Origin of the sequence: Demequina sp. NBRC 110056 (assembly GCF_002090155.1) — a bacterium.
Classification (GTDB): Bacteria; Actinomycetota; Actinomycetes; order Actinomycetales; family Demequinaceae; genus Demequina.
In genome coordinates, this window is sequence record NZ_BBRM01000002.1 from 746,232 (window position 1) to 772,254 (window position 26,023).

Consider the following 26,023-nt stretch of genomic DNA (forward strand, 5'->3'; position numbering starts at 1 on the left):
GCCGCGCGACGGCGAGCCACCGGAGTCGCGCTTGGCAGCTCCTCCGGAACCACGCTTCGACGGCGCGCTCGCTGCGGCGGGCCGCGAGCGGGGGGCACGATCCTGCGCTGGCCGATCCTGTCCCGTTCGATCCTGAGCCGTTCGATTCTGCGCCGTGCGCTGCTGGCTCGACCGCGGCGCGGCGGGGCGAGCGACGCTGCCCGTCGTCGGGGGCCGTCGCTCAGCCATCGGAGCCGTCCCGGAGGCGGTCGAGGATCCAATCGGCCGCGAGCGTCACGGTGCCCGAGCCGACCGTCATCACCTGGGTGCCGGGACGCGCGAGCGAGGCGGCGACGTCCGCGGCCTCGCGCAGGTCCTCCACCACCTGGGCCGACGAGCCCTCGGGCACGACCATCTGGTCGAGGATGCTCTGCGAGCTGACGCCGGGGATCGGGTCCTCGCGGTCGCCGTGGACGCCCGCGATGACCACGTCCGCATCCTCGATCGACAGGGCGGCCGCGAAGTTGCCGGCGTGCAGCTGCGTCCGCGTGAAGAGCGCGGGCTGGAACAGGACGACCAGGTGCTCCTGGCCCGCGGAGCGGGCCGCGGCGAGCACGGCCGCGACCTCCGTGGGGTGGTGGGCGTAGTCGTCGACCACGCGCACTCCCCCGACCTCGCCGCGAAGCTGGTAGCGCCGTCCCGTGCCCGCGAAGGTGGACAGCGCATCGGCCGCTGCGAGCGCATCGGCGCCCATGACGACCGCCGCCGCCCACGCGGCCGCGGCGTTGAGCCGCTGGTGCGAGCCGGGCACGGGCACCGTGAGCCGCAACGGTCCGTCGAGCGCCACCTCGCCATCGCGCGAAATGGATCCATCTCGCTGCTTTAAGGGCTGAGGCCAGCGAGATGGATCCATTTCGCCGGAGGAGAGGGGGCTGGTCACGGAGAGGTGGGTCGCGGAGACCTGCACGTCCGCGTCCGAGCCCTCGAAGCCGTAGGTGATGACGTCGACGCCCGCGTCGCGCGCCTGGTCCGCGATGCGCATGACGGTGGCGTCCTCGGCGCACGCGATGAGCACGCGGCAGCCGAGCGCGAACTGCGCGAACGCCTCCTCGAGACGCTCGACCGAGCCGTAGTGGTCGAGGTGGTCCGGCTCGATGTTGAGCAGGATCCCCACCTCCGAGTCGTAGCGGAGGAAGGAGCCGTCGGACTCGTCGGCCTCGACGACGCCGATGCCGGCGGTGCCCGCGTAGCCGCCCGCGACCGCACCCTCGACGCCGAACACCCGCGCGCCGACAGCGAAGGACGCGTCGATGCCGCTGCGGTGCAGCGTGTGCGCGACCATCGCGGAGGTCGTGGTCTTGCCATGGGAGCCCGCGACGGCGACCAGACGGTCATCCTCGAGCGCGAACGCCAGTGCCTCCGAGCGGTGCAGCACGCGGATGCCGAGCTCGCGCGCGCGGGCCAGCTCCGGGTTGGTCTCGCGCACGGCGGTCGAGATCACGACGGCATCGACGCCCTCGACGTACGTCGCGTCGTGGCCGATCCTCACGTCCATCCCCGCCTCGCGCAGCGCGAGGAAGTACGCGGACTCGCGCTGGTCGGAGCCCGACACGGTCACGCCGCGCGCGGCGACGAGCCGCGCGACGGCGGACATGCCGGAGCCGCCGACGCCGATGAAGTGCATGCGCTCGGTCACGCGTCCCCCTCGCGCGGGCCGGCGCCGATGGCGGTCTCGATCATGTCCGCCACGCGGGCGGCGCCGTCGCGGATCGCGATCGCCTCGGTGGCGCCGCGCATGAACTCTGCGACCTCGGGGTCGAGCAGCATGTGCTCCACCCCGCGCTCGATGGCGACCGGGTCGAGGTCCGCGTCGTCCACGATGACGGCCGCACCCGCGGCCGCGGCGGGGCGCGCGTTGTCGGCCTGCTCGCCGTTGCCGTGGGGCAGCGGCACGTAGAGCGCCGGGAGCCCGAGCGCCGTGACCTCGCACACCGTCGCGGCGCCCGCGCGGCAGATGACCGCGCCGGCCGCGGCGAGCGCCGTGGCCATGTCGTGGCTGTACTCCTCGACGCGGTAGCGGCCCGCCTGGTCCGGCGGCAGCAGGCTGTGGACGCGCCGGGCGTCCTCGTCCTTGCCCAGGCCCGTGAGGTGCCACACGTGGACCCCGCCGGCGACGAGCCGCGGCACGGCGTCGACGACGGCGGCGTTGACGCTCGCGGCGCCGAGGGACCCACCCGTGACGAGCAGCACGGGGGCGTCGGCGCTCCAGCCCGCGACGGCACGCGCCGCGGCGCGAGCCTCGGGACCGGCCGTCGGGTCCGCGAGCACGTCGGCGAGCTCGCCGATCTCGGGGCGCAGCGGCAGGCCCGTGACGACCGCGCCGCGCAGCTTGGTGCCGGGAAAGGTGACGGCGACGTGCCGCGTGAGACGCGAGCCGAGCTCGTTCGCGATGCCGGGCCGGGCGTTCGCCTCGTGCACGACGATCGGGACCTTGGCCTTGCGCGCGGCGAGGTATGCCGGGGTCGAGACGTATCCGCCGAAGCCGACCACGGCATCGGCCTTCGAGTCCTCGATGGCAGCCGATGCGGCCGCAACGGCCGCTCGCAGGTTGCGGGGCAGCCGGAGCAGGTCGCCCGAGGGGCGCCGCGGCATCGGCACCTTGGGAACGGTGTGCAGCGGCACGCCCGCGCGCGGCACCAGGTCTTGCTCGAGGCCCTCCGCGGTGCCCAGCGCGGCGACGACGTGATCGCGCGAGCGCAGCTCCGCGGCGGTTGCGAGCAGGGGGTTGACGTGTCCGGCGGTGCCACCGCCGGCGAGCAGGATGCTAGCCACGGCGGCCCCGGGCCACGACGGCGAAGGAGCGCTTGATGACGGAGGGGCGCGCGGCGAAGGCCTCCTGGGCGCCCGGCTCGCGGCGCGCGTAGGCCATGAGCACGCCGATCGCGGCGAGCGACACCATGAGCGAGGAGCCACCCGAGGACACGAGCGGCAGGGGCACACCGGTCACCGGCGCGAGGCCGACGACGACCGCGATGTTGATGCACGCCTGGCCGACGATCCACGCGCCGATGGCCGCCGCGGAGATCTGCACGAACGGGTCGGAGTGGCGGGTCACGAGCCGGTTGACCGCGACGATCAGCATGCCGAACGCGACCAGCATCAGCAGCGTGCCCACGAGGCCGTACTCCTCGCCGATGATGGAGAAGATGAAGTCGGAGTCCGCGACGGGCAGGTAGCCCCACTTCTCGCGGCTCATCCCCGGGCCGAGGCCCCACAGCCCGCCCGAGGCGAGCGCCCAGGTGCCGTGGAGGGTCTGCATGCACGCGCCCTGCGGGTCGCAGGTCTCCGGGTTGAGCCACGCGTCGATGCGCGAGCCACGCGACGTGCCCTCGTTGAGCAGCACGATGGCGCCGACCACGGCGACGCCGCCCGCGGCGGCGAACCACCGCAGCGGCAGGCCCGCGACCCAGTACGCGGCCGCGACCATGAGGCAGATGACGATCGCGGTGCCCATGTCGCGGCCGATGAGGACCAGGGCGAGCACGGTGATGGCGGCGATGCCGCCGGGCACCAGCGCGCCGCGCAGCGTCGTCAGCTGCTCGCGGCCCACCGCGAGGGCGACGCCGAGGAACAGGGCGAGCGCGAGCTTGGCGAGCTCGGACGGCTGGAACGTGGCGGGGCCGATGCGGATCCAGTTGCGGTTTCCGCCCGACGCCTCACCCACGGCGACCACGACTAGCAGCAGGCCTATCGAGGTGAGCAGCAACGGGAAGGCGAGCTTCTTCCAGAACCCGAGCGGCATGCGGGAGCCGAACACGAGCGCGACCACGCCCACTCCGAGCGCGAGGACCTGGAACAGGAACAGCGAGTACGGGTTGTCGCCGGTGCGGCGCAGCGCGTCGGACGAGGTCGAGGACAGCACCACCGCGAGGCCGACGACCACGAGCAGCGCGGTCGCGGCGGCGAGCAGGTAGTACGTCAGGACCGGTGAGCCGCTGGGCTGAGGGCCGTTGCCTCCGTCACGGGATGCGGGAGTGCGCCGCGGGGCCGTGGCCGTCATCAACGCCTCCTTCAGGCTTCCAGCGCCCCCACCGCTGCCGCGAAGGCGTCCCCTCTGTCCGCGTAGGAGCGGAACTGATCGAACGATGCGCAAGCCGGTGACAGGAGGACTGTGTCGCCAGGCTGGGCCAGGCGTCGAGCCGCCTCCACCGCCTGCTCCATCACAGTGTCGCCCGGTTCGATGCGGGTCACGGGGATATCGGCCGCGTGTCCTGCGAGCGCGCTCGCCAACGGCTCCGGATCCGCCCCGATGAGCACGACCGCACGCACCCTGTCGCGGACCCGCTGGACGAGGTCGTCGAACTCCTGACCCTTGGCCTGCCCGCCGGCGATCCACACTACGGACCGCGCCGAGCGCCCCCCGAAGGCCGCGATCGCGGCGTGCGCATTGGTGGCCTTGGAGTCGTCCACCCAGTGCACCTCGCCGACGGTCGCGACGTGCGCGGTCCGGTGCGCGTCGAGCCCGAACGACCGCAGCCCTTCGCCGACGGCCTCCGGCGCGACGCCGACGGCGCGGCACAGCGCCGCGGCCGCGAGGGCGTTGGTGACGAGGTAGGGCGGCACGGCGCCGGCGACCAGGTGCTCGAGGTCGGACACCGCGCCCAGCTCGAGCGCCTCGGTGCGGCGGCCGTCGTGGAAGGCACGGTCCGCGAGCAGGCCCTCGACGACGCCCAGCTGGGACACCGCGGGCGACCCGAGCGTGACGCCGATCGCGCGAGCGCCTTCGACCACCTCGGCGTCGGCGACCATCGCCTCGACCACCGCATCCGCTGCGGGGTACACGCACGCGACCTGGACGAGGTTGTACACGCGGGCCTTGTCCGCACGGTAGGCCTCGACCGAGCCGTGCCAGTCGAGATGGTCCTCGTCGGCGTTGAGGCACACGGCGGCGTGCGGCGACAAGGTCGACGTGAAGTGCAGCTGCAGGGACGCGATCTCGACGGCGAGCAGGTCGCGGCGCTCACGGGCGGCCGCGATCACGGGCACGCCCATGTTGCCGCACACCGCCACGTCGAGTCCCCCGGCGGCCGCGATCGCGCCCACCATCTGCGTCGTCGTGGTCTTGCCGTTGGTGCCGGTGACCAGCACCCAGGGGATGCCCTGGCGCCGCACGCGCCACGCGAACTCCATCTCCGAGACGATCTCGACGCCCGCATCGGCGACCGCGACCACCCACGGGTGATGCGGCGCGAAGCCTGGCGAGGACATGCACAGGTCGAAGCCGGCGACGGCGACCTCGGCGAGGTCGGCGTGATCCGCGTCGGGCGCGCCGGGGTCGACCACGACCGCCGTGGCGCCCACCTCGGCGCACGCCTCGCGCGCTGACCGTCCGGCGACGCCGAGCCCGAGGATCAGCACCCGCAGGCCGGCAAGGGGCTCCCCGCTCACTCGCCCGGCGGCAGCGCCGCGATCCACTCGGCGTAGAAGATGCCCACGCCGGCTGCGGCGGCGAGGCCCGCGATGATCCAGAAGCGGATCACGATGGTCACCTCGCCCCACCCGAGCAGCTCGAAGTGGTGATGCAGGGGCGCCATCTTGAACACCCGTTTGCCGCCGGAGATCTTGAAATAGCCGATCTGGATGACCGAGCTCGCGACAATGATGACGAACAGGCCGCCGATGATGACGCCCAGCAGCTCGGTGCGCGACATGATCGTCACTCCTGCGATCGCGCCGCCCAGCGCGAGCGAGCCGGTGTCGCCCATGAAGATCTTCGCGGGGGACGCGTTCCACCACAGGAACCCGAAGCACGCGCCGGCGATCGCGGCGCACAGGATGGCCAGGTCGCGCGGGTCGCGGACCTCGTAGCACTGGTTCGTGGCGGCGTCGAGGCTGCACCACTGGTTGTACTGCCAGACGCAGATGATCGTGTACGCGCCGAAGAAGATGAGCGCCGCGCCCGTCGCGAGGCCGTCGAGGCCGTCGGTGAGGTTGACGGCGTTGGACCAGGCGGTGATGAGGAAGTTCGCCCAGATGACGAACAGGATGATGCCCACCGCGGGGCCCCAGTAGGCGAGGTCGAGGGCGGTGTCACGCAGGAACGAGATCGATTCCGAGGCGGGCGTGATGCCGTGCTGGTTGGGGAACTGCAGCACGAGCACCGCGAACGCGATGCCGACGACGGCCTGGCCCAGGATCTTGTAGCGGGCTCTCAGACCGAGCGAGCGCTCCTGGCGGATCTTGATGTAGTCGTCGAGGAAGCCCACGAAGCCGAGGCCGACGATGAGCAGCACGACGAGCATCGAGGACGCGTACGGCGTGCGGCCGGTGAGCAGGTTCGCGAGCAGCCAGCCGATGACCGTCGCGCCGATGATGACGACGCCGCCCATGGTGGGCGTGCCGCGCTTGACCAGGTGCGATGCGGGTCCGTCGTGGCGGATGAACTGGCCGTACTGGTGGCGGGTGAGGAAGCGGATGAACAGCGGGGTGCCCAGGAACGCGATGAACAGCGAGATTCCTCCCGCGAAGACCACCGCTCTCATGCATCCACTCCCAGCAGCTCGTCGGCCAGCTTCCACAGCCCGGAGCCGTGGGACGCCTTGATCAGCACGGTATCGCCCGGCTCGAGACGCGCGTCGAGGTACGCGCGGGCCTCGTCAATCGTAGCGACGTACGCGGCCTCGTCCCCCCACGAGCCCTCGCGGACGGCGGAGACGTAGACGGGCCGCGCACCCTCGCCGACGGCGAGCAGGTGGTCGATCCTCAGCCTCACGACGGTGAGCCCGACCTCCTCGTGGCCGGCCCGCGAGGACTCGCCCATCTCCCGCATCTCGCCCACGACGGCGAAGGACCTGCCGGTGGTCGCGACGTCCTTGAGCGCGCGCAGCGCGGCTGCCATCGACTCGGGTGACGCGTTGTAGCTGTCGTCGAGGATCCACACGCCGTCGGCGCGCTCGGTCAGTGCCATCCGGTGCGGGCTGAGGGGCCTCGCGGCCCCCACGAGCGCCGATGCGCGCGACAGGTCGAGCCCACGCTCGAGGGCGACGGCGGTCGCGGCGAGCGCGTTGGTCACGTGGTGCTCGCCCACGAGCGTGAGCGCGGCGTCGGCGGCCTCGCCGGCCGCCTCGACGTGGAAGCGGGCGCGGCCGCGGTCCACGGTCACGGCGCTCGCGCGCAGCGCCGCCGATGCGGCCGTGCCGAACGTCGAGGTGCGCCGTCCGTCCTCGCCGAGCACGGGGCGCTGCGCCATCGCGGCCACCCGCGCGTCGTCGGCATTGAGCAGCGCCACGCCGCCGGGCACGAGCCCGTCGAGCAGCGTCGCCTTCTCCTCGGCGAGCCCCTCGGGCGAGCCGTAGCCGCCCAGGTGGGCGCTGCCGACGGTGAGGACCACGGCGATGTCGAGCGGCGCGATCGCGGTGAGGTAGGCCAAGTCGCCCGGCGCCGACGCGCCCATCTCGAGCACGAGGTGGCGCGTGGTGGCGTCGGCGCGCAGCACCGTGAGCGGCAGGCCGATCTCGTTGTTGAAGCTGCCCTCCGGAGCGATCGCGTCCGGCAGCACCTGCGCCAGCAGGTCCTTGGTGGTGGTCTTGCCGTTCGACCCGGTGATGCCGATCACCGTGATGTCGCCCTCGGTGCGCAGCAGAGCCAAATACGCCGCGGCGAGGCGGCCGAGCGCGGCGGTGACGTCCTCGACGAGCACGTGGGGCCCGGGGACCGGCTGCGACACGAGCGCGAGGCTCGCGCCCGCGGCGAACGCCTGAGGCGCGTAGTCGTGGCCGTCCACGCGCTCGCCCACGAACGCCGCGTACAGCGCGCCGTCGACGGCGTCGCGGGAGTCCTTGATGACGGACGAGACCGAGGCGTGCACGTCCGCCGCGAGCTCGCCGCCCACGGCGTTCGCGACCCACTGCGCGGTGACGGGCCTCACGCGGTCTCCCCCGGCGTCGGCTCGGCGGCGGAGGAGGCGGCGGCGGAGGCGTCGACGGAGGCGGCGACGAAGAGCGTGGCGACCGCCGCATCGACTTCGCTCACGGGTCCGTGCACCGTGACGGCGGCGGCGAGCGGCGCCGCGCCGGCGGAGATCCGCTCGTGCGCCGCGAGGTAGGCGTCGCGGTCGTTGTAGCGGTGGAACACGCCGGCGATCTCCTGGGTGGGCTCGTGACCCTTGCCCGTGACGATGACCGTGTCGCCAGGCGCGCCCAGGCGAAGCCCGTACTCGACGGCAGCGACGCGCGGCTCGACCTCGTGCACGTCGCGCAGGTCCGGGCGTGCCTCCCGGATGCCCTCGCGGATCGCCGCGCGGATCGCGGCCGGCTCCTCTGAGCGCGGGTTCTCGTCGGTGAGCACGATCACGTCGGCGAGGTCCGCCGCGATCGAGCCCATGACGGGGCGCTTGCCCTGGTCGCGGTCGCCGTCGGAGCCGAAGATGAGGATAAGGCGTCCCGGCGTGATGGGTCGAACCCCCTGGAGCGCGAGCGTCAGCGCGTCCGGCGTGTGGGCGTAGTCCACGATGGCGAGGGGGTCCGCCTCCGAGCGCTCGACCACGCGCTCCATGCGGCCTGGGACCTCGTGGGCCGTGGCGACGCCGTCGATCGCCTTCTCGAGCGGGACGCCCGCGGCGTGAGCGGCCGCGATCGCGACCATCGCGTTGGACACGTTGACGAGGCCCGGCAGCGGGGACGCCGCCGCGTGGCTCGAGCCGTCGGGGGCCCGGAACACGAAGCGCGATCCCACGCCGTCGAGCCCGATGTCCGCGCTCGTGACCACCCAGTCCGCGTCCTGCGGGTCGTCGACGTGGGTCGAGACCGTCTCGCACGGGATCCGCACCTGCGCGGCGAGCTTGCGGCCCCACTCGTCGTCGACGTTGATGATGCCGCGGCGCGCGCGGCCGGGGGCGAAGAGCTTGGCCTTGGCCTCGAGGTAGGCCTCCATGGTGCCGTGGAAGTCCAGGTGGTCCCACTGCAGGTTGGTGAACACGGCGACCGAGAAGTCCACGCCGCCGATGCGCTCGAGGGCGGCCGCGTGGGAGCTCACCTCGGTCACGGCGGCGGTGACGCCGTCCTCGACCATCCGGGCGAGCAGGCCGTGCAGGACCGGTGCCTCGACGGTGGTGCGGGGCGACTCGATCGCCTCTCCTCCGATGCGCAGCTCGACGGTGCCCATGATGCCGCGGCGTTCGTGCGTCTGCGCGAGCGCGTTGTCGATGAAGTACGCGGTCGTGGTCTTGCCGTTGGTGCCGGTCACCCCCACGAAGGCGAGCTCGCGCGACGGGTCCCCATAGACCAGTGCCGCGGCCTCTCCCATGGCGACCCGCGCATCGGCCGACACGAGAACCGGCACCGTCACGTCGGCGAGGAGCTCCGCACCCGCGGCGTCGGTGAGCACCGCCACCGCGCCGGCCGCGATCGCGTCCCGCGCGAACGTCGCGCCGTGCACCTTGAGCCCCGTGAAGGCGCCGAAGAGGTCGCCGTCGCGGACGTCGCGCGAGTCGACCGTCGCGCCGGTGACGCGGACGGCGTCCGCCGCGGCCGCATCGGCGCTGCGCAGGCTCGCGCCAGCGCGGTGGGCGATCTCGGCGAGCGTGCGGGGCACAGAACGCTGAGGTCGCAGTGCCATCTCCTGCACGGTCACTCCCAGGTGGTCGGGTAGAACTCCTCGGCGGGTCCCGACGGCGGAACGCGCAAGGCCTGCAGACCAAAGGTTGCCACGTCGGAGAACACTGGCGCGGCCACCACGCCACCCCAGATGGAGCTCTTGGGGTCGAACAGGATCACGGACACGACGATACGCGGGTCGTCCGCGGGCGCCACGCCCACGAACGACGCGATGATGCGGCTGAGCTGGCCGTCCGAGCCGACCGCCTGGGCCGTACCGGTCTTGCCGGCCACGCGGTAGCCGTCGATCTTCGCCATGCCGCCGGTGCCGGACTCGGTGACGTCCTCGAGCATGAGCATGAGCTGGTCGGCCGTGTCCTCGGAGATCACCTCGACGGGCTCGGCGGCCTCGCTCTCGACGAGCGTGCCGTCGGGCTGCTGGAGACCCTTGACGAGGCTCGGAGCGATGCGCACTCCCCCGTTCGCGACCGTCTGGTAGACCTGCGAGGTCTGCAGCGCCGTCACGGACACGCCCTGGCCGTACAGCACGGCCCATTCGGTGCGGCCGTCCCACTTCTGCCACGGGTGCAGGATGCCGGCCGACTCGGTCGGCAGGCCCACTCCCGTGCGCTGGCCGAAGCCGAAGTCGGACAGGTACTGGTAGCGCTGCTCCTCGGTGAGGTCCTCGCCCACCTGGATGGTTCCCGTGTTGGAGGAACTGACGAGGATCCCGGACAGGGTGAGCTTCTCGTCGGCGTGCTCGTGCGAGTCCTTGAAGGTCTGGTTGTTGTCGGTCGTGTACTGGTACGGCGCGACGTAGCGGCTGGTGGGAGTCGCGAGGCCCTCCTCGAGGGCAGCGGCCATGGTGATGATCTTCGCGGTCGAGCCGGGCTCGAAGACGTCCTCGACGGCGCTCGAGCCGCGCCGCGACGCCGGGGTCGAGCCGGGGTCGTTGGGGTCCACCGAGCCGGAGTCCGCGAGCGCGAGGACCTCGCCCGTCTGGACGTCCTGCATCATCACGATGCCGGCCGACGACCCGGACTCCGAGAGCGCCTGCGCCAGGCGCTCCTGCGCGTAGTACTGGATGTCGCGGTCGATGGTGAGCACCACCTTCGAGCCCGGCACCGCGGGCTCCTCCTCGAGCACGCCGGTCGGGATGACCGTGCCGCCGCCGCCGCGCTCGTAGGTGAGGGAGCCGGGGGTGCCGAGCAGCTCGTCCTCGTAGGACGCCTCGATGCCCGCGAGACCCCAGTTCACGCCCTGCTTGTCCTCGCGGCCACCCACGAAGCCCACGATGTTGCCCGCGATGTCGCCGTTGGGGTAGAAGCGCTCGGTGACCGGCTCGCGGTCGATGCCGTAGATGCCCTCGTCGTCGATGAGGTTCCACTGCTCGGGGGTGATGTACTTCGCGATGTACTGGAAGGACTTGTCGCCGACCAGGTCCACGGCGAGCTCCGACTCGCTCACGCCGAGGATGGGCGCGAGCACCTTGGCGGCGTCGAGCGGCCCCTGCATCACCACCTGGCCGCCCTCCTGGCGCGACCACTCCTGGAGCTTCACCTGGTTCACGAACACGTGGTAGCGCTCCGCCGACGTCGCCAGCACCACGCCGTTGCGGTCGACGATGTCTGCGCGCAGCGGCTCGTCGGTGGTGGTCGCGAGGCGGTTCTCGAGGGCGGCGGTCGACAGCTCCGCGGCGTTGACGCCCTGGATCATGACCAGCCGCACCGCGAACACGAAGAGCAGCACGAGGCTGAACAGGGTGATGATCCGCTGGCGGTTGCGCGGGTTGCCGACGGTCGCCGCGCCGGGGACGCCGACGCGGACCGTGCGGGCGGGCGCGGGGCGGCGCTGGGCTGGACGGGACTGGGCTGGACGGGACTGGGCTGGACGGGGCTGCCCGCTGCTCGCCCGTGACGAGCGCGGCTGCGCGGCGCGGTCACGGCTCGAGCCCTGGCTCTTCGGCCGGGGCGCCGATGCGCGCTGGCCTCCCGTCGTGCGCTTGCCCCCCGTACGGCGCGGCTGACCGCCGCTGCTGCCGTCCTCGCGCGTCATCCCTTGCCTCCCTGCTGCAGGACCGAGCCGTCGGTGAGCGAGACGAAGCCGAGGCTCTCGGCCGGCTCCATGCCGAGCCCGGCCGCCTCCTTCGCCAGGAACGTCGGCGACGAGTTGGACTCGAGCTCGCTGATGAGCGAGGCGCGCTGCTGGTGGAGCTGGGCGATCTCGATCTTGAGGTCGCGCCGCTCGTAGGCGCCCTCCGACATCGCCGTGTTGATCATGAGGACCGCAAGCATGGCGGCGAGCACCACCGCGACGCAGCCCCAGGCGAACGGCGCGAGCGAGCGCGCCTGCTCCGGGGCGGACACCGCACGCAGCTCTGGCCGCTGGCGCGACTGCGTGCGCTCCCGGGGCTGCGCTCCGGCGGAGGACACGGTGCGCGGCTTGCGCAGGGGCGCGGCGCTCATGCTGCCCTCCTCAGGCGTGACGGCGGGGTGGGACGGGTGCGCTCGGCGGCGCGCAGCCGCACGGGCTTGGAACGGGGGTTGGCCTCGGCCTCCTGGGCGCTCGCCTTCTCGGCACCGCGGGTGACGAGCCTCAGGTACGGCTGGTCGTCCTCGGGGACCACGGGAAGCCCGGGCGGCGCCGACGACGTCGCGCCCTCGGCGAACGCGGACTTCACGATGCGGTCCTCGAGGCTCTGGTACGCCATCACGACGATGCGCCCGCCCACGCGGGTGCCCTCGATGGCGGCCGGCATCGCGTCCTCGAGCACCTCGAGCTCGCGGTTGACGGCGATGCGCAGCGCCTGGAACGTGCGCTTGGCGGGGTTCGAGCCGGGCTGGCGCGAGGCCGCCGGGATGCAGGCTCGCACGATGTCGGCGAGCTCGGCGCTGCGCGTGACGGGAGCCGTCGCGCGGCGCTTCACGATCGACTCGGCGATGCGCGCCGCGAAGCGCTCCTCGCCGTAGTCCCTCAGGATCCGGGTGAGCTCGCGCTGGTCCGCGTCGCGCAGGAGGTCGGCCGCCGTGACGGGGTCCTCGCGGTTCATCCGCATGTCCAGCGGAGCGTCCTGGGCGTAGGAGAAGCCGCGCTCCGCCTCGTCGATCTGGAGCGAGGAGACGCCGAGGTCGAGCAGGATGCCGTCGGCCGCATCGGCCCCCACCGCGGCGAGCGCTCCGCGGATGTCGTCGTACTCCGCGTGGTGGGCGGTGAAGCGGTCGCCGAAGCGCGCGAGGCGCTCGGAGGCGAGCGCGATGGCGTCGAGGTCGCGGTCGATCCCGACCACCCGCGCCTCGGGGCACTGCTCGAGGATCGCCTCGGTGTGGCCGCCCATGCCCAGCGTGCCGTCGATGGCGACCGCGCCGCTGCGGGCGAGGGAGGGCGCGAGCAGGTCGACGCACCGCTGCAGCATCACCGGCTGGTGACGCGATGCCGCATCGGTCATTCCTCTCCCCTCCTGATGCACCGTGACCCGTGGTCTCCCTCCGGCTCTCTGACGGGGGGAAGTCCGTCAGAGCTGCGCGGGAGGAGGCCGCGGGCCACGGTGGCCTCACATGTCGTCGAACACCTCCGCGGCGGTGGCCGCGTAGTCCTCTTCTCCGTCTTCCAGGTACTGCTCCCAGGTCGCCGCGTCCCAGATCTCGACGCGCGAGCCCATGCCCACCACGGCGACCTCCCGATCGAGTCCCGCGTACCGGCGCAGCGGCGAGCCCAGCAGGATGCGCCCCTGCTTGTCCGGGATGTCGTCCTGGGCGTGGCCAAGGAAGTTGCGCAGGTAGTCACGGGCGCGCTTGTTCTCGAGCGGAGCGCGACGCAGTCGGTCGTGGATGACCGCGAACTCGTCCAACGGGAACAGGAACACGCACCGGTCGAGACCGCGCGTGGCGACCAGTCCCGAGGCCAGGCGGCCGCGGAACTTGGCGGGCAGGATCAGCCGCCCCTTGTCGTCGAGCCTGGGCGTGAACGTGCCGAGGAAGACCCCTGTGGGTCCCAGGCCGTGCGCCGCCAGTTCCGACACTCGACCTCACCTCCCAACGCCACGACTCGCCAGTGCGCCCCACTTTACTCCACTTCTCTCCACGATCGTGGAGCAACTGTGAGAAATCTGTGCCGCGGCGGTCAAACATGCAGGTAATCAGCGGTGGAGGAAGGTGGAGGGAAATCTCTGAGTCGAGAGTGCATCGGCGCGTCTGGGCGTACCGCAGCCGCGAGCTTTCGCCTAGGCTCGGGGAAAGGCTGCAAAGGAGCGTTCATGTCGAATCCCCTGCCCACCGACGCCGAGCTGAGCGACGTCGCCGAGGTCACCTCACGCATCCGCGAGGAGATCTCCACGGTGCTCTCAGGGCTCGACCAGGCCATCTCCGCGACGCTCGCGACCGCGCTCGCTCAGGGCCACCTGCTGATGGAGGACGTGCCCGGCGTCGGCAAGACCACGCTCGCGCGAGCCTTCGCGGCGAGCATCGACTGCACCGTCGGGCGCATCCAGTTCACCCCCGACCTGCTGCCATCCGACGTCACCGGCGTGAGCATCTTCCGCGCTGACGACCACCGCTTCGAGTTCCGGCGCGGCCCGATCTTCGCCAACGTCGTGATCGCGGACGAGATCAACCGCGCCTCGCCCAAGACGCAGGCCGCGCTGCTCGAGTCCATGCAGGAGCGGGCGGTGACCGTCGACGGGGAGACCCGGCCGCTGCCGTCGCCGTTCCTCGTGGTCGCGACCCAGAACCCCGTCGAGATGGAGGGCACCTACCCGCTGCCCGAGGCGCAGCGCGACCGCTTCATGGCACAGGTGTCCGTCGGCTATCCCGAGGCCCGCGCGGAGATGGCCATGCTCGACTCCCACGACGGCCACGACCCGCTCGCCGAGGTCAGGCCGGTCGCGGACGCCCAGGCGCTGGTCGACGCCATCGGCGTCGCGCGTCGCATCTACGCCGCGCCCGCGATCAAGCAGTACATCGTCGACCTCGTGAGCGCCACGCGACAGGACCCGGGGCTGCGCCTGGGCGCCTCGCCGCGCGCCTCGCTGCAGCTGCTCGCCGCCGCGAAGGCGCGCGCCGCGATGGCGGCCCGCAACCACGTGCTGCCGGACGACGTGAAGGCGCTCGCCGTGCCGGTGCTCGCCCACCGCCTCATCGTCAGCACCGAGGCGCGACTGTCGGGGCGCACTGCCGCGCAGATCATCCGGGAGGTCGTCACCGCGACGGCCGTGCCGAGCGCCGCCCGCGACACCGCCCCGGCGCGCGAGGCCGCCGTCGTGCGGGCGACCTGAGCCGCGCACGACGCGACGTGGGTGCGCGGGTGACGAGGACACAACTGTGAGGAGGCGAGGGGCTCGAGCATGACGACGGGGAACGCGAAGCCGAGCGGCGCCCGCAGGAGGCGCCCGCGAGCGGAGATGACCAGTCGCGGCACCGGCATGCTCGCCAGCGGAGTCGTCATCGCCGCCCTCGGCGTCGGCCTGTCGACGCCCATCCTCGTCCACATCGGGGTGGCCATGACGTGCGCCGTGGCGGTCGCCTGGATCTGGGTGCTGCTCGCCGTCGACTCGTTCCTCAGGACCTTCCCGCTGGCTCGCCGGCAGGTGAGCCCCCACCCGCTCACCGCGGGGCGCTCGGGCACCGTCACCGTCACCATCGAGGCCGCGCGCTCCCGTGCGCGCCACCGCCTGCGCCGCTCGCTCGCCGAGCACCTCGACATCCGCGAGCAGGCATCGGCGGAGCTCACCGGCGGCATGGGCACCAAGGCGACAGTGCGTCGCGAGCCCGGCAGGCTCGAGCTGTCCTACGCGGTGCATCCGGTGCGTCGCGGCCGCTGGCCCCTCGGGCCCTCGCTCGTGCACAGCTCAGACCCGTTCGGCATGTTCCTCGCCAACACGCCCGTCGGCGAGCCCCAGCTGGTGCCGGTGTGGCCAGCCGTGGTCGACCTCTCGGCCACGGCGGGGGCGCTCATGGGCCATGCCGACCGCATCGTCCTGGGTGCCCGCACTCCGTCACCGGACGACGCATCCCTGCGGGACTACCGCGAGGGCGACGACCTTCGACGCGTGCACTGGGCCAGCTCGGCACGGCGCGGCACCATGCTCGTGCGCTCGGACGAGCGCGCCGGCCGCCGCCCGGCCTCCGTGATCCTCGACCCGCCCCGCGACCCCAAGGCCCTCGAATGGGGCATCTCCGCCGCCGCGTCGATCGCGCTGTCCGTCCTCGACTCGGGCCACCCGGTGCGCATGGTGGGCGCGGGACTCGACCCGGCGGCCATCCGCCACCTGGGCGACCGCGGCTCCGCCGCCGCCCGCGTCGACCTCCTCAACCAGACGATCGACCTGCGTGCACCCGTGTCCCGCGGTGCGGCGACCGACGCCTTGGTGCGCGCGGCGTCCCTCACCGCGGAGGACGCGACGCAGGGCGAGGTGACCGTGGCGGTGGTCGATCCGCTCGAGAAGGAGGCGCTCGACGCCCTGTCCCCGCTGGGCGACACGGGCCGCGCGTGGGCGCTGGTGCGCTCGGACGAGTACCTCGAGGAGGAGGCCCGCGCGACGGTGCGCGCGCTGCGCCGGTCGGGATGGCGCGCGACCACCGTGACCGCCGCCGACGATCTCGAGGCGCTGTGGACGCGCATGCTGACCGCGGGAGACATCTCGTGAGCGCCGCGACGTCGTCGCGCTCGCCGTGGATGGCGACGCCACTCATCGCCGTCGCCACCTTCCTGGGGCTGTACGGACTGTCGACCATGCTCGTCATGGGCCCCTGGATGCGCACGGTCGCGACCGCTCTGCTGGTCGCGACGGCCGCGCTCGTCATCACCCGGCTGCTGTCGCGCTCGCGCGTGCTCCCCACCGTCATCGCCGCGCTCGCCACCACCGTGGTGCTCGTCCCGATGTTCGCGCGCCGCGAGGATGGCAGCGTCCACCTGCTGCCGACGCCCGGCGCCCTCGCCGACCTGGGCGTGGCGATCCGTGGCGGAGTCGAGTACGCCGCCGACACCGTGGCCCCAGCGCCCGAGGCGCTGCCGCTCACGGCGCTGATCACGGCGGCCACCGTCGCCCTGTTCCTCGTCGCGGAGCACCTGGCGGTGTCGTGGCGCACGGCCGCGAGCGCGGGGCTGCTCCTGCTGCTGCCGTGGCTGCCTGCCGTCATCTTCCAGCACCGGGTGTCGACCGCGGCGCTGCTCGGAGCGATCGTGTGCTGGCTGCTCGTGCTCGCGATCGCGCGCCGCTCCGCCTCGGGCGACCGCCGGCCCGCCGTCGCGAGCGCGCTCGCCGCGACGGCCGCGACCATGGGCATCGCGGTCCTCGTGGTGCCCACGGCGATGGGTGGACTCGGCTGGGGGATGATCCCGCGCATCGACGCCCCCGCCTCGCTCGAGACCGCCACCAGGCTCAACCTCGCGCTCGACCTGCGCACGTCTCTCACCACCAACTCGACCACGCCGGTGATCGCGTACACGACGCAGGGCCGCCAGCCCGACGCGTTCCGCCTGTACGCGCTGACCGACTTCGACGGCGTCCAGTGGTCGCGGGAGGACACCGAGATCCCGGGGATCTCCGCGAGCTCGGGCCTCCTGTGGCCGGCGCCCGTTCCGGACTGGGACGAGGGCACCCGTCAGCGCATCGACGTCCAGGTGCTGGGGCTCGCGGAGACCAACCTGCCGCTGCCTCCCTCCCCGCGCACCCTCGACATCGATGGCCCGTGGTTCTACGACCGCGAGCGCGACGAGGTCGTGGGCGACGGCGTGACCGCGCGCGAGACCCAGTACTCGGTCGTCACCAACCTCCAGTACACGTCCGCGCGGGCGCTACGGGACAACCAGGCCGCCATCGACGCCGGCGAGGACCCGTCCGACCCGCGCTACGTCGACCTCTCCCCCGCGATCGACGAGGGCCGCGTGCGCGACCTCACCTCCCAGCTCACCTCGGAGGCCGAGTCTCGCTACGACCAGGCGCTCGCCATCCAGCAGTACCTGCGCGACACGACCCAGTTCACGTACGACACCTCGGTGAGCCCTTCCGGCGGGGACGCGGTGTCGACCTTCCTCGACGATCGTGTGGGCTACTGCGTGCAGTTCGCCACGACCATGGTCGCGATGGCCCGGTCGATCGACATCCCCGCGCGCATGGCGGTGGGCTTCCTCGGCGGCTCGGCGACGGCGGCCGACACCTTCGTCGTCCAGGGCGGCGACGCCCACGCGTGGCCCGAGCTGTGGTTCCCGGACGCCGGGTGGGTGCGCTTCGAGCCGACGCCCGCGGTCCAGACGGGAGCGCCGCCCGAGTACGCGGATCCCGGCGCGAACGCGGCCCCCGTGCCGGAGGACGTGCTGAGCGGCCAGAACGTGCCGCCGGGGCCCGTGCCATCCCAGCAGCCGCTGCCGGTGCCGGAGCAGCAGACGCCCACCGGCGGGGCGGCGCAGGAGTCCCCGCTGCCCCTGTGGGTGCCCATCTCGATCGCGCTCGCGCTCATCGGCGCCGGGCTCGGCGCCTGGTGGCTGCTACGCCGGCGCGGCACTCACCGCGCCGCGGCCCGCGACGCCGAGCAGGTCTGGGAGCGGATGCGCGAGGAGCTCCCCGAGCCGATGCGCTGGCCCGCGGCCCTCACTCCGCACGAGGCCGCGGAGCACGTGGAGGCGGGCATGCGTGTCATGGGCGACGGGCTATCGGGAGGCTCTCGGGAGTCGTTGACGCGCCTCGCGAACGCGGTCGCGGACGCTCGCTACGCGCCGCACGGCAGCGACGTCGAGCTCGAGACGCTGCGCACGTGGGCCGCCGACGTCGTGGGCGAGGCCCGGGAGGCTGAGCGCGCGGAGCGGGCCTCCGCTCGCTAGGACGTGGGGAGCTCCGCGTCCGGAGTTGGGTTTACTCGCGCGTCGCGGACTCGTGGTGGACGCGCACCGAGCACGGCCGAGGGCGACGCAGGGCCACCGAAGGGGCCGCGCTCCTCAGGCGAGGGTCAGAAGTCGCCGTTCTCGCGGCGGCGCTCGAACCGCTCCTCCATGCGCTGCATGAAGGGCTTGCTCTGCTTCGCGGGTCGCGGCTTGGAGGAGCCACGCGACGTCGCGGGCGCCTCCGCCGAGGCCGGCACGCCCTTCTTGCGGGGAGCGAGCAGCGCCCACAGCGCGACTCCCACCATGATGGCGAAGCCGAAGATGCCGAGGACGGGCAGCTGGGTCATGACGCCGACGACCACGATGGTGAGGCCGACGACCACACCGGCGATCGCGCCGATGACGCGTCCGGGGGTGCGGGGGCCGCGCGACATGGCGCGGTGAAGCGAGGTGTCCTGCCCAAGATCCTGCTCGAGCTGGTCCAGCACGCGCTGCTCATACTCCGACAGCGGCATGGCGACCTCCCTCTCAACGCGTCCGGCGAATGTTCGTAGTCTAGTTCCAAGTGACCGTCAAGTACTACCCGGATCGACCAGGAGGCTGAACGTGGCCCGACGCACCGCCGCCGCGCCCATCGCGACGGCCGTCCCGCGGGACACCGACCTCCCGATCGCCACGGGAACCGTGAGGCTCACCGACGATCCAGATGGGTCAACGACCGTATGGGTCAATGATGTTCCCAGCTCCTCGATGCGCGCCGATCCGGAGGTCCTCGACTTCGAGTACATGCGCCACTTCGCAGCGGCGATCCGAGCGTGGGGGCCGCCCGAGCGAATGCTCGCCCTCCACGTGGGTGCTGGCGTGTGCACGATGGCGCGCCACCTCTCCCACGCCTACCCCGACTCGCGTCACATCGCGGTCGACGTCGACGCGACGCTGCCGGAGCTCGCGCGCTCGTGGTGGGACCTGCCGCGCTCGCCGCAGCTGCGGGTGCGGGCTCAGGACGGGCTCGCGGCCGTCGCCGAGCGCCACGACGACTCGCTCGACCTCATCCTGCGCGACGCGTTCGCGTGCGACGCGACGCCGCCCACGCTCGCCGACGAGGCGTGGTGGGGCCATGCCAGGCGTGTGCTGAGGCCCGGCGGCCTCGTGGTCGCGAACGTCAAGACCGTCCCCGGCCACGCGACGCATCGGCCCGACGCCCTCGCGGCGCGATCCGTGTTCCCCGGCGTCGTCGCCGTCGGCGAGGGCGCGGTGCTCAAGGGGCGGCGCCGCGGCAACGCGGTGCTGGTCGCCGGCGACTCCGTCGACGTCGCCGCGCTGCGGCGGTACGCCGCGTCCGCGCCGCTGCCCACCAGCGTGACCCCCGACTGGCCGAGCTGACAGGGACACCCGCGAGCGCATCGGCCCTCTGCACTCCACCGCCCTGTCCTGCCATCCCCGGGAAGACAGCGGCCCGACATGCCAAGAGGCCGCCACCCCGCGAACGGGGTGACGGCCTCCTGATCGAAGCCTAAGTGGCTCAGAGGGGGCGAACTGCCTCCGCCTGGGGACCCTTGGGGCCCTCGGTGACCTCGAACTCGACGCGCTGCGCCTCCTCGAGGGACTTGTAGCCGTCGGACTGGATCGCCGAGTAGTGGACGAAGACGTCGGCGCCGCCGCCGTCCTGCGCGATGAAGCCGTAGCCCTTCTCAGCGTTGAACCACTTCACAGAACCCTGTGCCATGCATGTTTCCTATCGTTACTGCCCGGGTGACGGGAAGCGAGACACCGTGCCTCGCTTGTCGCCGCAATGCTTTGGTCCCGGGCCGATGCTGGCCGGTTCGTGCACACTACGTATCTGCAACCAGGTCAAGTGTGGCACGTTTTAGGGCCCAGGGGGAGAGTCTCCTCGCTGTTGTTGCAGGAATCTCTCGAATTCGGCCCCCAGCTCCTCGGCCGAAGGGAGGGGTCCTTCGACGCCCATGCCGGACTCGCGCTGCTCCACGAACGCGTCGTACTGCTCCTCCAGCTGGGCCACCAGGGCCTGCACCTCGTCGCTCTCCGCGGCCTGTCGGGTGATCTCCTCCTGGGCGCGCGCAGCCTCGTCGTCGAGCGCGTCGGTCGACAGCGCAAGGCCGGAGATGGCCTCGATCTCCTCCATCGCCTTCTGCGCTGCCTGCGGGTACGGCGACTGCGCGAGGTAGTGCGGCACGTGCACCGCGACGTTGATCGCGGGCAGGCCCCACTGGCCGAAGCGGTACTCCATGAGGTTCTGCGCGCTGGCCGGGACCGTCACCGTGCCGAACAGGCTCGGCGAGTCCGGGAGCAGCTCCTGGGCCGTGCCGTGGATGGTCGCGGTCAGGGGTCGGGTGTGCGGCGCGGCCATGGGGATCCCGTGCGTGCCGAGCGTGAGGCCGATGCCCATGCGGTCCACGATCGAGCGCACGGCGCGGATGTACGCCTCCCAGCGGATGTCGGGCTCGAACCCGTGCAGCAGCAGGAACGGGGTGCCGTCGGCGTCGCTCACGAGGTCCAGGTCGAGGTGCGGCTCGTCGTAGTCGGTCCACTCGTTGACCGAGAACGTCATCTCGGGGCGGCGGGACCGATAGTCGAGCAGCTGGTCGATGTCGAACGTCGCGACGCGCACCGGCTCACCCTCGTCGAGGATGTGCTGCGCCACGAGCAGGCCCGCGCGTCCGGCGTCGATGAAGCCGCGCAGCGACTGCATCAGCACCGCGCCCTCCTTGGGCGCGACCGCGGCCCACGCCTCCACGCCTTCGGCGTTCCAGCTCACGAGTGGTGTGTCCATGATCTCCTCATCGTCTCACGCGTCCACTCCCTTCCCCGGTCCTGCCAGGCCCGTCACGCTGAGCGCGAAATACGGGCCGATGCGCACGTCGGCCTGGTCACAGGTGGTGGCTTTCGGGCGGGGTCACGGGGATAATGGAGGACTGCCTCGAACAGGACAACACCGGGGCATCGAAGGGTATGCCGATGCATGACGACCGCACCCTGGCCGCCGAGCGCCGTGGCCTGGATGCCGAGCAGCACGTCGTAGACGGGCTGTACTCGCGACTCGATGAGCTGAGGGACGAGGCGGCGCGCCGCCTCGGCGAGGTGCGACGGGAGGGACCGTCCGGCTCGCCGCAGAACCGCTCCGAACGCGACGCGTTCGCGACGTTGTACGAGGACCGCATCATGCAGCTCGACGCGGTCGAGGACCGGCTGTGCTTCGGCCGCCTCGACATGAGCGACGGCGAGCGCTTCTACGTCGGGCGCATCGGGCTGTCCGACGCGGAGCACGCCCCGCTGCTGACCGACTGGCGCGCGCCCGCGGCCCAGGCGTTCTACTCGGCGACCGCCGCGAACCCCGGCGGCGTGGTCAACCGCCGCCACCTCACCACCCGCGGCCGCACGGTCGTCGCGGTCGAGGACGACGTGCTCGACGTCGAGCGCCTGCGCGAGGCCGGGCTCGACGAGGGTCTCGCGGGCGAGGGCGCGCTGCTCGCGGCTCTCGGCGCGCGCCGCACCGGGCGCATGGGCGACATCGTCGCGACCATCCAGGCCGAGCAGGACGACGTGATCCGCGCCCCCATGACCGGCGCGCTCGTGGTCCAGGGAGGTCCCGGCACCGGCAAGACCGCCGTGGCGCTGCACCGCGCCGCGTTCCTGCTCTACCACCACCGCGAGCAGCTCGAGCGGCGCGGAGTGCTGCTCATCGGCCCCTCGCGCGACTTCCTGCGCTACATCGATCACGTGCTGCCGTCCCTCGGCGAGACCGGCGCGGTGTCGACCACTCTAGCGGGACTCGTCCAGGGCGTGCGCATCACCGGCGAGGAGGCCGACGCCGTCGCCTCCATCAAGGGCCGCACCGACATGGCCGCCGTCATCGCCTCCGCGGTCCGCGAGCGCCAGCGTGCGCCGCGCCGCGACCAGGAGATCCGCGTCGACGGCCGCACGGTCGTGATCCGCCGCTCGGACATCAAGGACGCCCAGGCGAAGGCCAGGCGCGAGGGCAAGCCGCACAACCAGGCGCGCGCGACGTTCGCCAAGGAGATGATCTCCCGGCTCACCACGCAGCTCATGGAGCAGCTCGACGGGCTGGGCGACGCCGACGACCGCATGGAGCTCGAGCGCGACGTCCGCGACAACAAGACCATCAAGATCGCCCTCAACCTGTGCTGGCTGCCGGTGTCGCCCGCGCAGCTGCTGCGGGACCTGTTCTCCAAGGCGCACCTGCTCGACCACGCCGCGGCGTCCATGCCGCGCCGCGAGCGCGACCTGCTGCTGCGCCCCGCATCGGCGCCCTTCACCGAGGCGGACATCCCGCTCTTGGACGAGGCGGCGGAGCTGCTGGGCGACATGCCCGGCGACGCTCCCCGCTCGTCGTCCTCCGAGGCGACCGAGGAGGAGCTCGCCTACGCCCAGGACGTGCTCGACACGTTCGGCGGCGACGGGATGGTCTCGGCAGAGTCCCTCGCCGCCCGCATGAAGGGCGGCGAGTCGCGCCTGTCGGTCGCCGAGCGCGCGATCCGCGACCGTACCTGGACCTACGGCCACGTCGTGGTCGACGAGGCCCAGGAGCTGTCGCCCATGGCGTGGCGCATGCTGCTGCGCCGCTGCCCCACGCGGTCGTTCACGATCGTCGGCGACGTCGCCCAGGTCGCCTCGCCCGCCGGCACCCGCTGGTGGCCCGAGGCGATGGACCCGGTGTTCGGCCAGTCCTGGACGCAGCGCGAGCTCACCATCTCGTACCGCATCCCCGCCGCCGTCGCCGAGGCCGCGCAGGCGTTCGCGACCGCGGCGCGCCTGCCCGTCAGCGAGCTGCGCGCCGCGCGCGAGCTCGACGACGCCGTGGCCGTCTCGCGGGTCGAGTCGCGCGAGCTGGTGGCGTCCGCCGCCGCCGTGGCCGCGCGCCACGCGTCCGACATGGCGGACGGCGAGGGCGGGCTGGTCGCGGTCATCGTGCCCGACGCGATGGTGGCGCAGGCTCGCGCGACGATCGGCGCCTCGGACGTCGAGGGGACCACGGTCGAGGTGCACTCCGCACGCGAGACCAAGGGACTCGAGTTCGACGTCGCGATCGTGGTCGAGCCGGCCGCGATCGCCGATGCGCGCGCAGGCGACCTCTACGTCGCGCTGACCCGACCCACCCGACGCCTCGAGATCGTCCACGCAGAACCGCTGCCCCAGGGGCTCGGCTGACACAGGGGCTCGGCTGAGTTCACGGCTCGGCTGAGCCGAGGGGTCGGCTGAACCCAGGTCTCGAGTGAGCCGAGCCGGAGAGAGCGGGCCAGCCAGCGCATCGGCGCTGCTCCGGGTGGGGGTGCCGTTCTGACTGCAGAACAGGACGCTCCTCCGCCGTCCTCCCTGACAGTCTGAACCAAGCTTGCGCGGACACGCCGGGGAGTGGCCCTCGCCGAGGCGACGCGCTCGGGGTGTCGGCGCGCGCGTTGGTTCAGACTGTCAGGTCGCGCGTCGAGAAACCGTCACTCCTGGCAAGGGTCTGCTCACTCCTGGCGAGGGTCTGATCACTCCTGGCAAGGGCCGTTGCCGACGATGGCCAGACCTGCGAGATCGCCGGGCCCCCAGTCGGTGAGCATGCGGTTCTCCGCGTTCATCAGCTCGGTCGGATCGTCGACGTGCGCGAGGCCCACCACGTGAGCGAGCTCGTGCTTGATCACGGCCGTCGCGAGGTCGGCGCCGCGGTCGGTCTCCATCAGCTCCGTCATGTCGGGAGCGTCGAGGATCATCACGCCCGCCGCGAGGTACCTCTGCTCGCCGTAGGCGCCGTTCACCGAGCTCGATCCGCCGAGCCCAGTCACCGCGCCCGTGAGCTCCGGCGTCTCCGCTGCCGTCGACCAGCCGACCACGATCGGCGCGAAGTCGTCGCCATAACGCTCCTGGAAGAGGTCCCGGTCGAAGCTCGCGACCTCGTCGGTGCGCCCCTCGTCACGGAACACCAGGCCGGTGTGCTCGGACACGTCGGCGACCGCGAGGTGGACCATCTCCTCCGCGCCCTCCGGCATGCCGTCGGGGTTGAGCACCCACCGCAGCGGCTGGCACGGGTCGTAGCGCGTGGGGCCCTGACCGTCCTCCTCGAACATGAACGCGTACGCGCCGTCAGTCGTGACGGGAACCGCAGGCACGAGCCGCGACGGGTCGCCGGGAGGCTCGGGGATGCGGATCTGCTCCCCCTCGACGACGAGCACGTTGCGCGGCTCGCCGAAACGCCCCAGCGACCCCCACTCGAAGTCCGTGACCCACGCGACCGCGAGGATCGCGGCCGCTCCCAGCGCCACGATCCCCAGCAGGCGACCCGCGGATCTCATGGGCGCAAGCCTGCCACGGCTCGGCAGGCGCGCGTGCGCGATGGGCACGCGCGAGCCGTGGAGTTGGTGACACCGCCCCGAGTGCGAGAGACTGTGCGCCGTGCGCGCACTTTTCCTAGAGAACCTTGCTCCCCAGGCCACCGAGATCCTCGAGGCCGCCGGCATCTCCGTCGAGAACCACGGCGGCGCCATGGACGAGGACGAGCTGATCGAGGCCCTCGACGGCGTCGAGCTGCTCGGCATCCGGTCCAAGACGATGCTCACGGACCGCGTCATGGAGGCGAGCTCGTCGCTCATCGCGGTCGGAGCGTTCTCGATCGGCACCAATCAGATCGATCTCGCCGCCGCGGCGAAGCGCGGCATCGCCGCCTTCAACGCGCCCTTCTCGAACACCCGCTCGGTGGTCGAGATGGCCGTCGCGGAGATGATCTCCCTCACCCGGCGCCTGCAGGTCCACAACCGACTGATGCACGAGGGCGTGTGGAACAAGTCGGCCGAGGGCGCGCACGAGATCCGCAGCCGCACGCTCGGCATCGTCGGCTACGGCAACATCGGCTCGCAGCTGTCGGTCGTCGCCGAGGCGCTCGGCATGAACGTCATCTTCTACGACAACGCGGAGAAGCTCGCGCTCGGCAACGCCACGCGCATGCCCACCCTTGAGTCGCTGCTCGAGGCCGCCGACATCGTCACGCTCCACGTGGACGGCCGCTCTGGCAACCAGGGCTTCTTCGGCCGCGCCCAGTTCGAGGCGATGAAGCACGGCGCCCTGTTCCTCAACCTGTCGCGCGGCTTCATCGTCGACGTCGACGCGCTCAAGGACGGGCTCGAGTCGGGCGCGATCGGCGGCGCGGCCATCGACGTGTTCCCCGAGGAGCCCAAGAAGAAGGGTGACCCCTTCGTCTCGCCGCTGCAGAACACCCCGAACGTGATCCTCACGCCGCACATCGGCGGCTCGACCGAGGAGGCGCAGCGCGACATCGGCATCTTCGTCGCGACGCGTCTGCGCGACTACGTCCAGAAGGGCTCGACGTCGCTGAGCGTCAACCTCCCGAACCTGCAGCTCGACCAGCCGCAGGGGTCGCACCGCATCGCGCACCTGCACGAGAACATCCCGGGTGTCCTCGCCGCCGTGAACCGCGTGTTCGCGGAGCACGAGGTCAACATCGAGGGCCAGCTCCTCGGCACGCGCGGCGAGCTCGGCTACGTGGTGACGGACATCGCCGCCGGCCTCACCGAGGACTCGGTCGCCGCGCTCGGCGCGATGCCGGGAACCGTTCGTCTGCGGGTGCTCTCATAGCCTCCGCGACCGAGCCCGCGACCGTC

21 protein-coding genes are annotated in these 26,023 nt (G+C 72.3%); 6 read left to right on the top strand and 15 right to left on the bottom strand.

Annotated elements, in window-relative coordinates:
* Positions 1-220: 220 nt before the first annotated feature.
* The 11 genes from murC to mraZ all read right to left on the bottom strand — a co-directional run bounded on the left by murC (position 221) and on the right by mraZ (position 13,590).
* Positions 221-1,675 carry a UDP-N-acetylmuramate--L-alanine ligase gene (murC, locus tag B7K25_RS03495; protein WP_234988059.1) on the bottom strand — a complete coding sequence of 485 codons (1,455 nt, stop codon included), beginning with the start codon at positions 1,673-1,675 and terminating at the stop codon, positions 221-223.
* On the bottom strand, positions 1,672-2,811 hold the full coding sequence (locus tag B7K25_RS03500; RefSeq protein ID WP_084104244.1) for a glycosyltransferase: 1,140 nt from the start codon (positions 2,809-2,811) through the stop codon (positions 1,672-1,674). The genes murC and B7K25_RS03500 overlap by 4 nt, the downstream gene beginning before the upstream one ends.
* Positions 2,804-4,039 (bottom strand): FtsW/RodA/SpoVE family cell cycle protein, encoded by a 1,236-nt coding sequence (locus tag B7K25_RS03505; protein ID WP_084104246.1) that lies wholly within the window; start codon positions 4,037-4,039, stop codon positions 2,804-2,806. Before B7K25_RS03505 ends, B7K25_RS03500 begins: the two co-directional genes overlap by 8 nt.
* An 11-nt stretch (positions 4,040-4,050) precedes the next feature.
* Positions 4,051-5,427, bottom strand: a complete 1,377-nt coding sequence (gene murD / locus B7K25_RS03510; RefSeq protein ID WP_084104248.1) for a UDP-N-acetylmuramoyl-L-alanine--D-glutamate ligase — start codon at positions 5,425-5,427, stop codon at positions 4,051-4,053.
* Positions 5,424-6,521: a phospho-N-acetylmuramoyl-pentapeptide-transferase gene (gene mraY, locus B7K25_RS03515; RefSeq protein WP_084104250.1), complete on the bottom strand. Its 1,098-nt coding sequence runs from the start codon at positions 6,519-6,521 to the stop codon at positions 5,424-5,426. The genes murD and mraY overlap by 4 nt, the downstream gene beginning before the upstream one ends.
* Positions 6,518-7,906, bottom strand: coding sequence for a UDP-N-acetylmuramoyl-tripeptide--D-alanyl-D-alanine ligase (gene murF / locus B7K25_RS03520; protein ID WP_084104252.1), 1,389 nt, complete (start codon positions 7,904-7,906; stop codon positions 6,518-6,520). Before murF ends, mraY begins: the two co-directional genes overlap by 4 nt.
* Complete coding sequence (locus B7K25_RS03525; protein WP_084104526.1) at positions 7,903-9,594, bottom strand: UDP-N-acetylmuramoyl-L-alanyl-D-glutamate--2,6-diaminopimelate ligase; 1,692 nt, start codon at positions 9,592-9,594, stop codon at positions 7,903-7,905. The genes murF and B7K25_RS03525 overlap by 4 nt, the downstream gene beginning before the upstream one ends.
* An 11-nt stretch (positions 9,595-9,605) precedes the next feature.
* Positions 9,606-11,627, bottom strand: a complete 2,022-nt coding sequence (locus B7K25_RS03530) for a penicillin-binding protein 2 (RefSeq protein ID WP_084104254.1) — start codon at positions 11,625-11,627, stop codon at positions 9,606-9,608.
* The gene (locus B7K25_RS03535) at positions 11,624-12,037 is read right to left on the bottom strand and encodes a hypothetical protein (RefSeq protein WP_084104256.1); all 414 of its coding nucleotides are present in this window, start codon (positions 12,035-12,037) and stop codon (positions 11,624-11,626) included. The genes B7K25_RS03530 and B7K25_RS03535 overlap by 4 nt, the downstream gene beginning before the upstream one ends.
* Positions 12,034-13,017: a 16S rRNA (cytosine(1402)-N(4))-methyltransferase RsmH gene (gene rsmH, locus B7K25_RS03540; protein WP_084104258.1), complete on the bottom strand. Its 984-nt coding sequence runs from the start codon at positions 13,015-13,017 to the stop codon at positions 12,034-12,036. Before rsmH ends, B7K25_RS03535 begins: the two co-directional genes overlap by 4 nt.
* A gap of 105 nt (positions 13,018-13,122) precedes the next feature.
* Positions 13,123-13,590, bottom strand: a complete 468-nt coding sequence (gene mraZ, locus B7K25_RS03545) for a division/cell wall cluster transcriptional repressor MraZ (RefSeq protein ID WP_084104260.1) — start codon at positions 13,588-13,590, stop codon at positions 13,123-13,125.
* A gap of 234 nt (positions 13,591-13,824) precedes the next feature.
* On the opposite strand from mraZ, the gene B7K25_RS03550 reads away from it, so the two are divergent.
* The 3 genes from B7K25_RS03550 to B7K25_RS03560 all read left to right on the top strand — a co-directional run bounded on the left by B7K25_RS03550 (position 13,825) and on the right by B7K25_RS03560 (position 18,386).
* Positions 13,825-14,841, top strand: coding sequence for a MoxR family ATPase (locus tag B7K25_RS03550; RefSeq protein WP_084104262.1), 1,017 nt, complete (start codon positions 13,825-13,827; stop codon positions 14,839-14,841).
* 69 nt (positions 14,842-14,910) lie between these two features.
* Positions 14,911-16,212, top strand: coding sequence for a DUF58 domain-containing protein (locus B7K25_RS03555; protein WP_084104264.1), 1,302 nt, complete (start codon positions 14,911-14,913; stop codon positions 16,210-16,212).
* Complete coding sequence (locus B7K25_RS03560) at positions 16,209-18,386, top strand: DUF3488 and transglutaminase-like domain-containing protein (RefSeq protein WP_084104266.1); 2,178 nt, start codon at positions 16,209-16,211, stop codon at positions 18,384-18,386. Before B7K25_RS03555 ends, B7K25_RS03560 begins: the two co-directional genes overlap by 4 nt.
* A gap of 125 nt (positions 18,387-18,511) precedes the next feature.
* Here the strand turns inward: B7K25_RS03560 and B7K25_RS03565 are convergent, their stop codons facing one another.
* Entirely contained in the window at positions 18,512-18,901 is a 390-nt protein-coding gene (locus B7K25_RS03565; protein WP_084104268.1) for a DUF3040 domain-containing protein, read from the bottom strand.
* Between the two features lie 91 nt (positions 18,902-18,992).
* Between B7K25_RS03565 and B7K25_RS03570 the strand changes: the two genes are divergently transcribed.
* Positions 18,993-19,769, top strand: coding sequence for a spermidine synthase (locus B7K25_RS03570; RefSeq protein WP_084104270.1), 777 nt, complete (start codon positions 18,993-18,995; stop codon positions 19,767-19,769).
* A gap of 139 nt (positions 19,770-19,908) precedes the next feature.
* On the opposite strand, the gene B7K25_RS03575 is transcribed toward B7K25_RS03570, so the two are convergent.
* Both B7K25_RS03575 and B7K25_RS03580 read right to left on the bottom strand, forming a co-directional pair.
* Complete coding sequence (locus B7K25_RS03575; protein WP_084104272.1) at positions 19,909-20,112, bottom strand: cold-shock protein; 204 nt, start codon at positions 20,110-20,112, stop codon at positions 19,909-19,911.
* 141 nt (positions 20,113-20,253) lie between these two features.
* The gene (locus B7K25_RS03580) at positions 20,254-21,177 is read right to left on the bottom strand and encodes a PAC2 family protein (RefSeq protein WP_084104274.1); all 924 of its coding nucleotides are present in this window, start codon (positions 21,175-21,177) and stop codon (positions 20,254-20,256) included.
* 185 nt (positions 21,178-21,362) lie between these two features.
* On the opposite strand from B7K25_RS03580, the gene B7K25_RS03585 reads away from it, so the two are divergent.
* Entirely contained in the window at positions 21,363-23,573 is a 2,211-nt protein-coding gene (locus B7K25_RS03585; protein WP_144018821.1) for an AAA family ATPase, read from the top strand.
* Positions 23,574-23,899: 326 nt separating this feature from the next.
* Here the strand turns inward: B7K25_RS03585 and B7K25_RS03590 are convergent, their stop codons facing one another.
* Positions 23,900-24,700, bottom strand: coding sequence for a hypothetical protein (locus B7K25_RS03590; RefSeq protein ID WP_144018822.1), 801 nt, complete (start codon positions 24,698-24,700; stop codon positions 23,900-23,902).
* A gap of 100 nt (positions 24,701-24,800) precedes the next feature.
* Between B7K25_RS03590 and serA the strand changes: the two genes are divergently transcribed.
* On the top strand, positions 24,801-25,997 hold the full coding sequence (serA, locus tag B7K25_RS03595; protein WP_371328275.1) for a phosphoglycerate dehydrogenase: 1,197 nt from the start codon (positions 24,801-24,803) through the stop codon (positions 25,995-25,997).
* Positions 25,998-26,023: the final 26 nt, after the last annotated feature.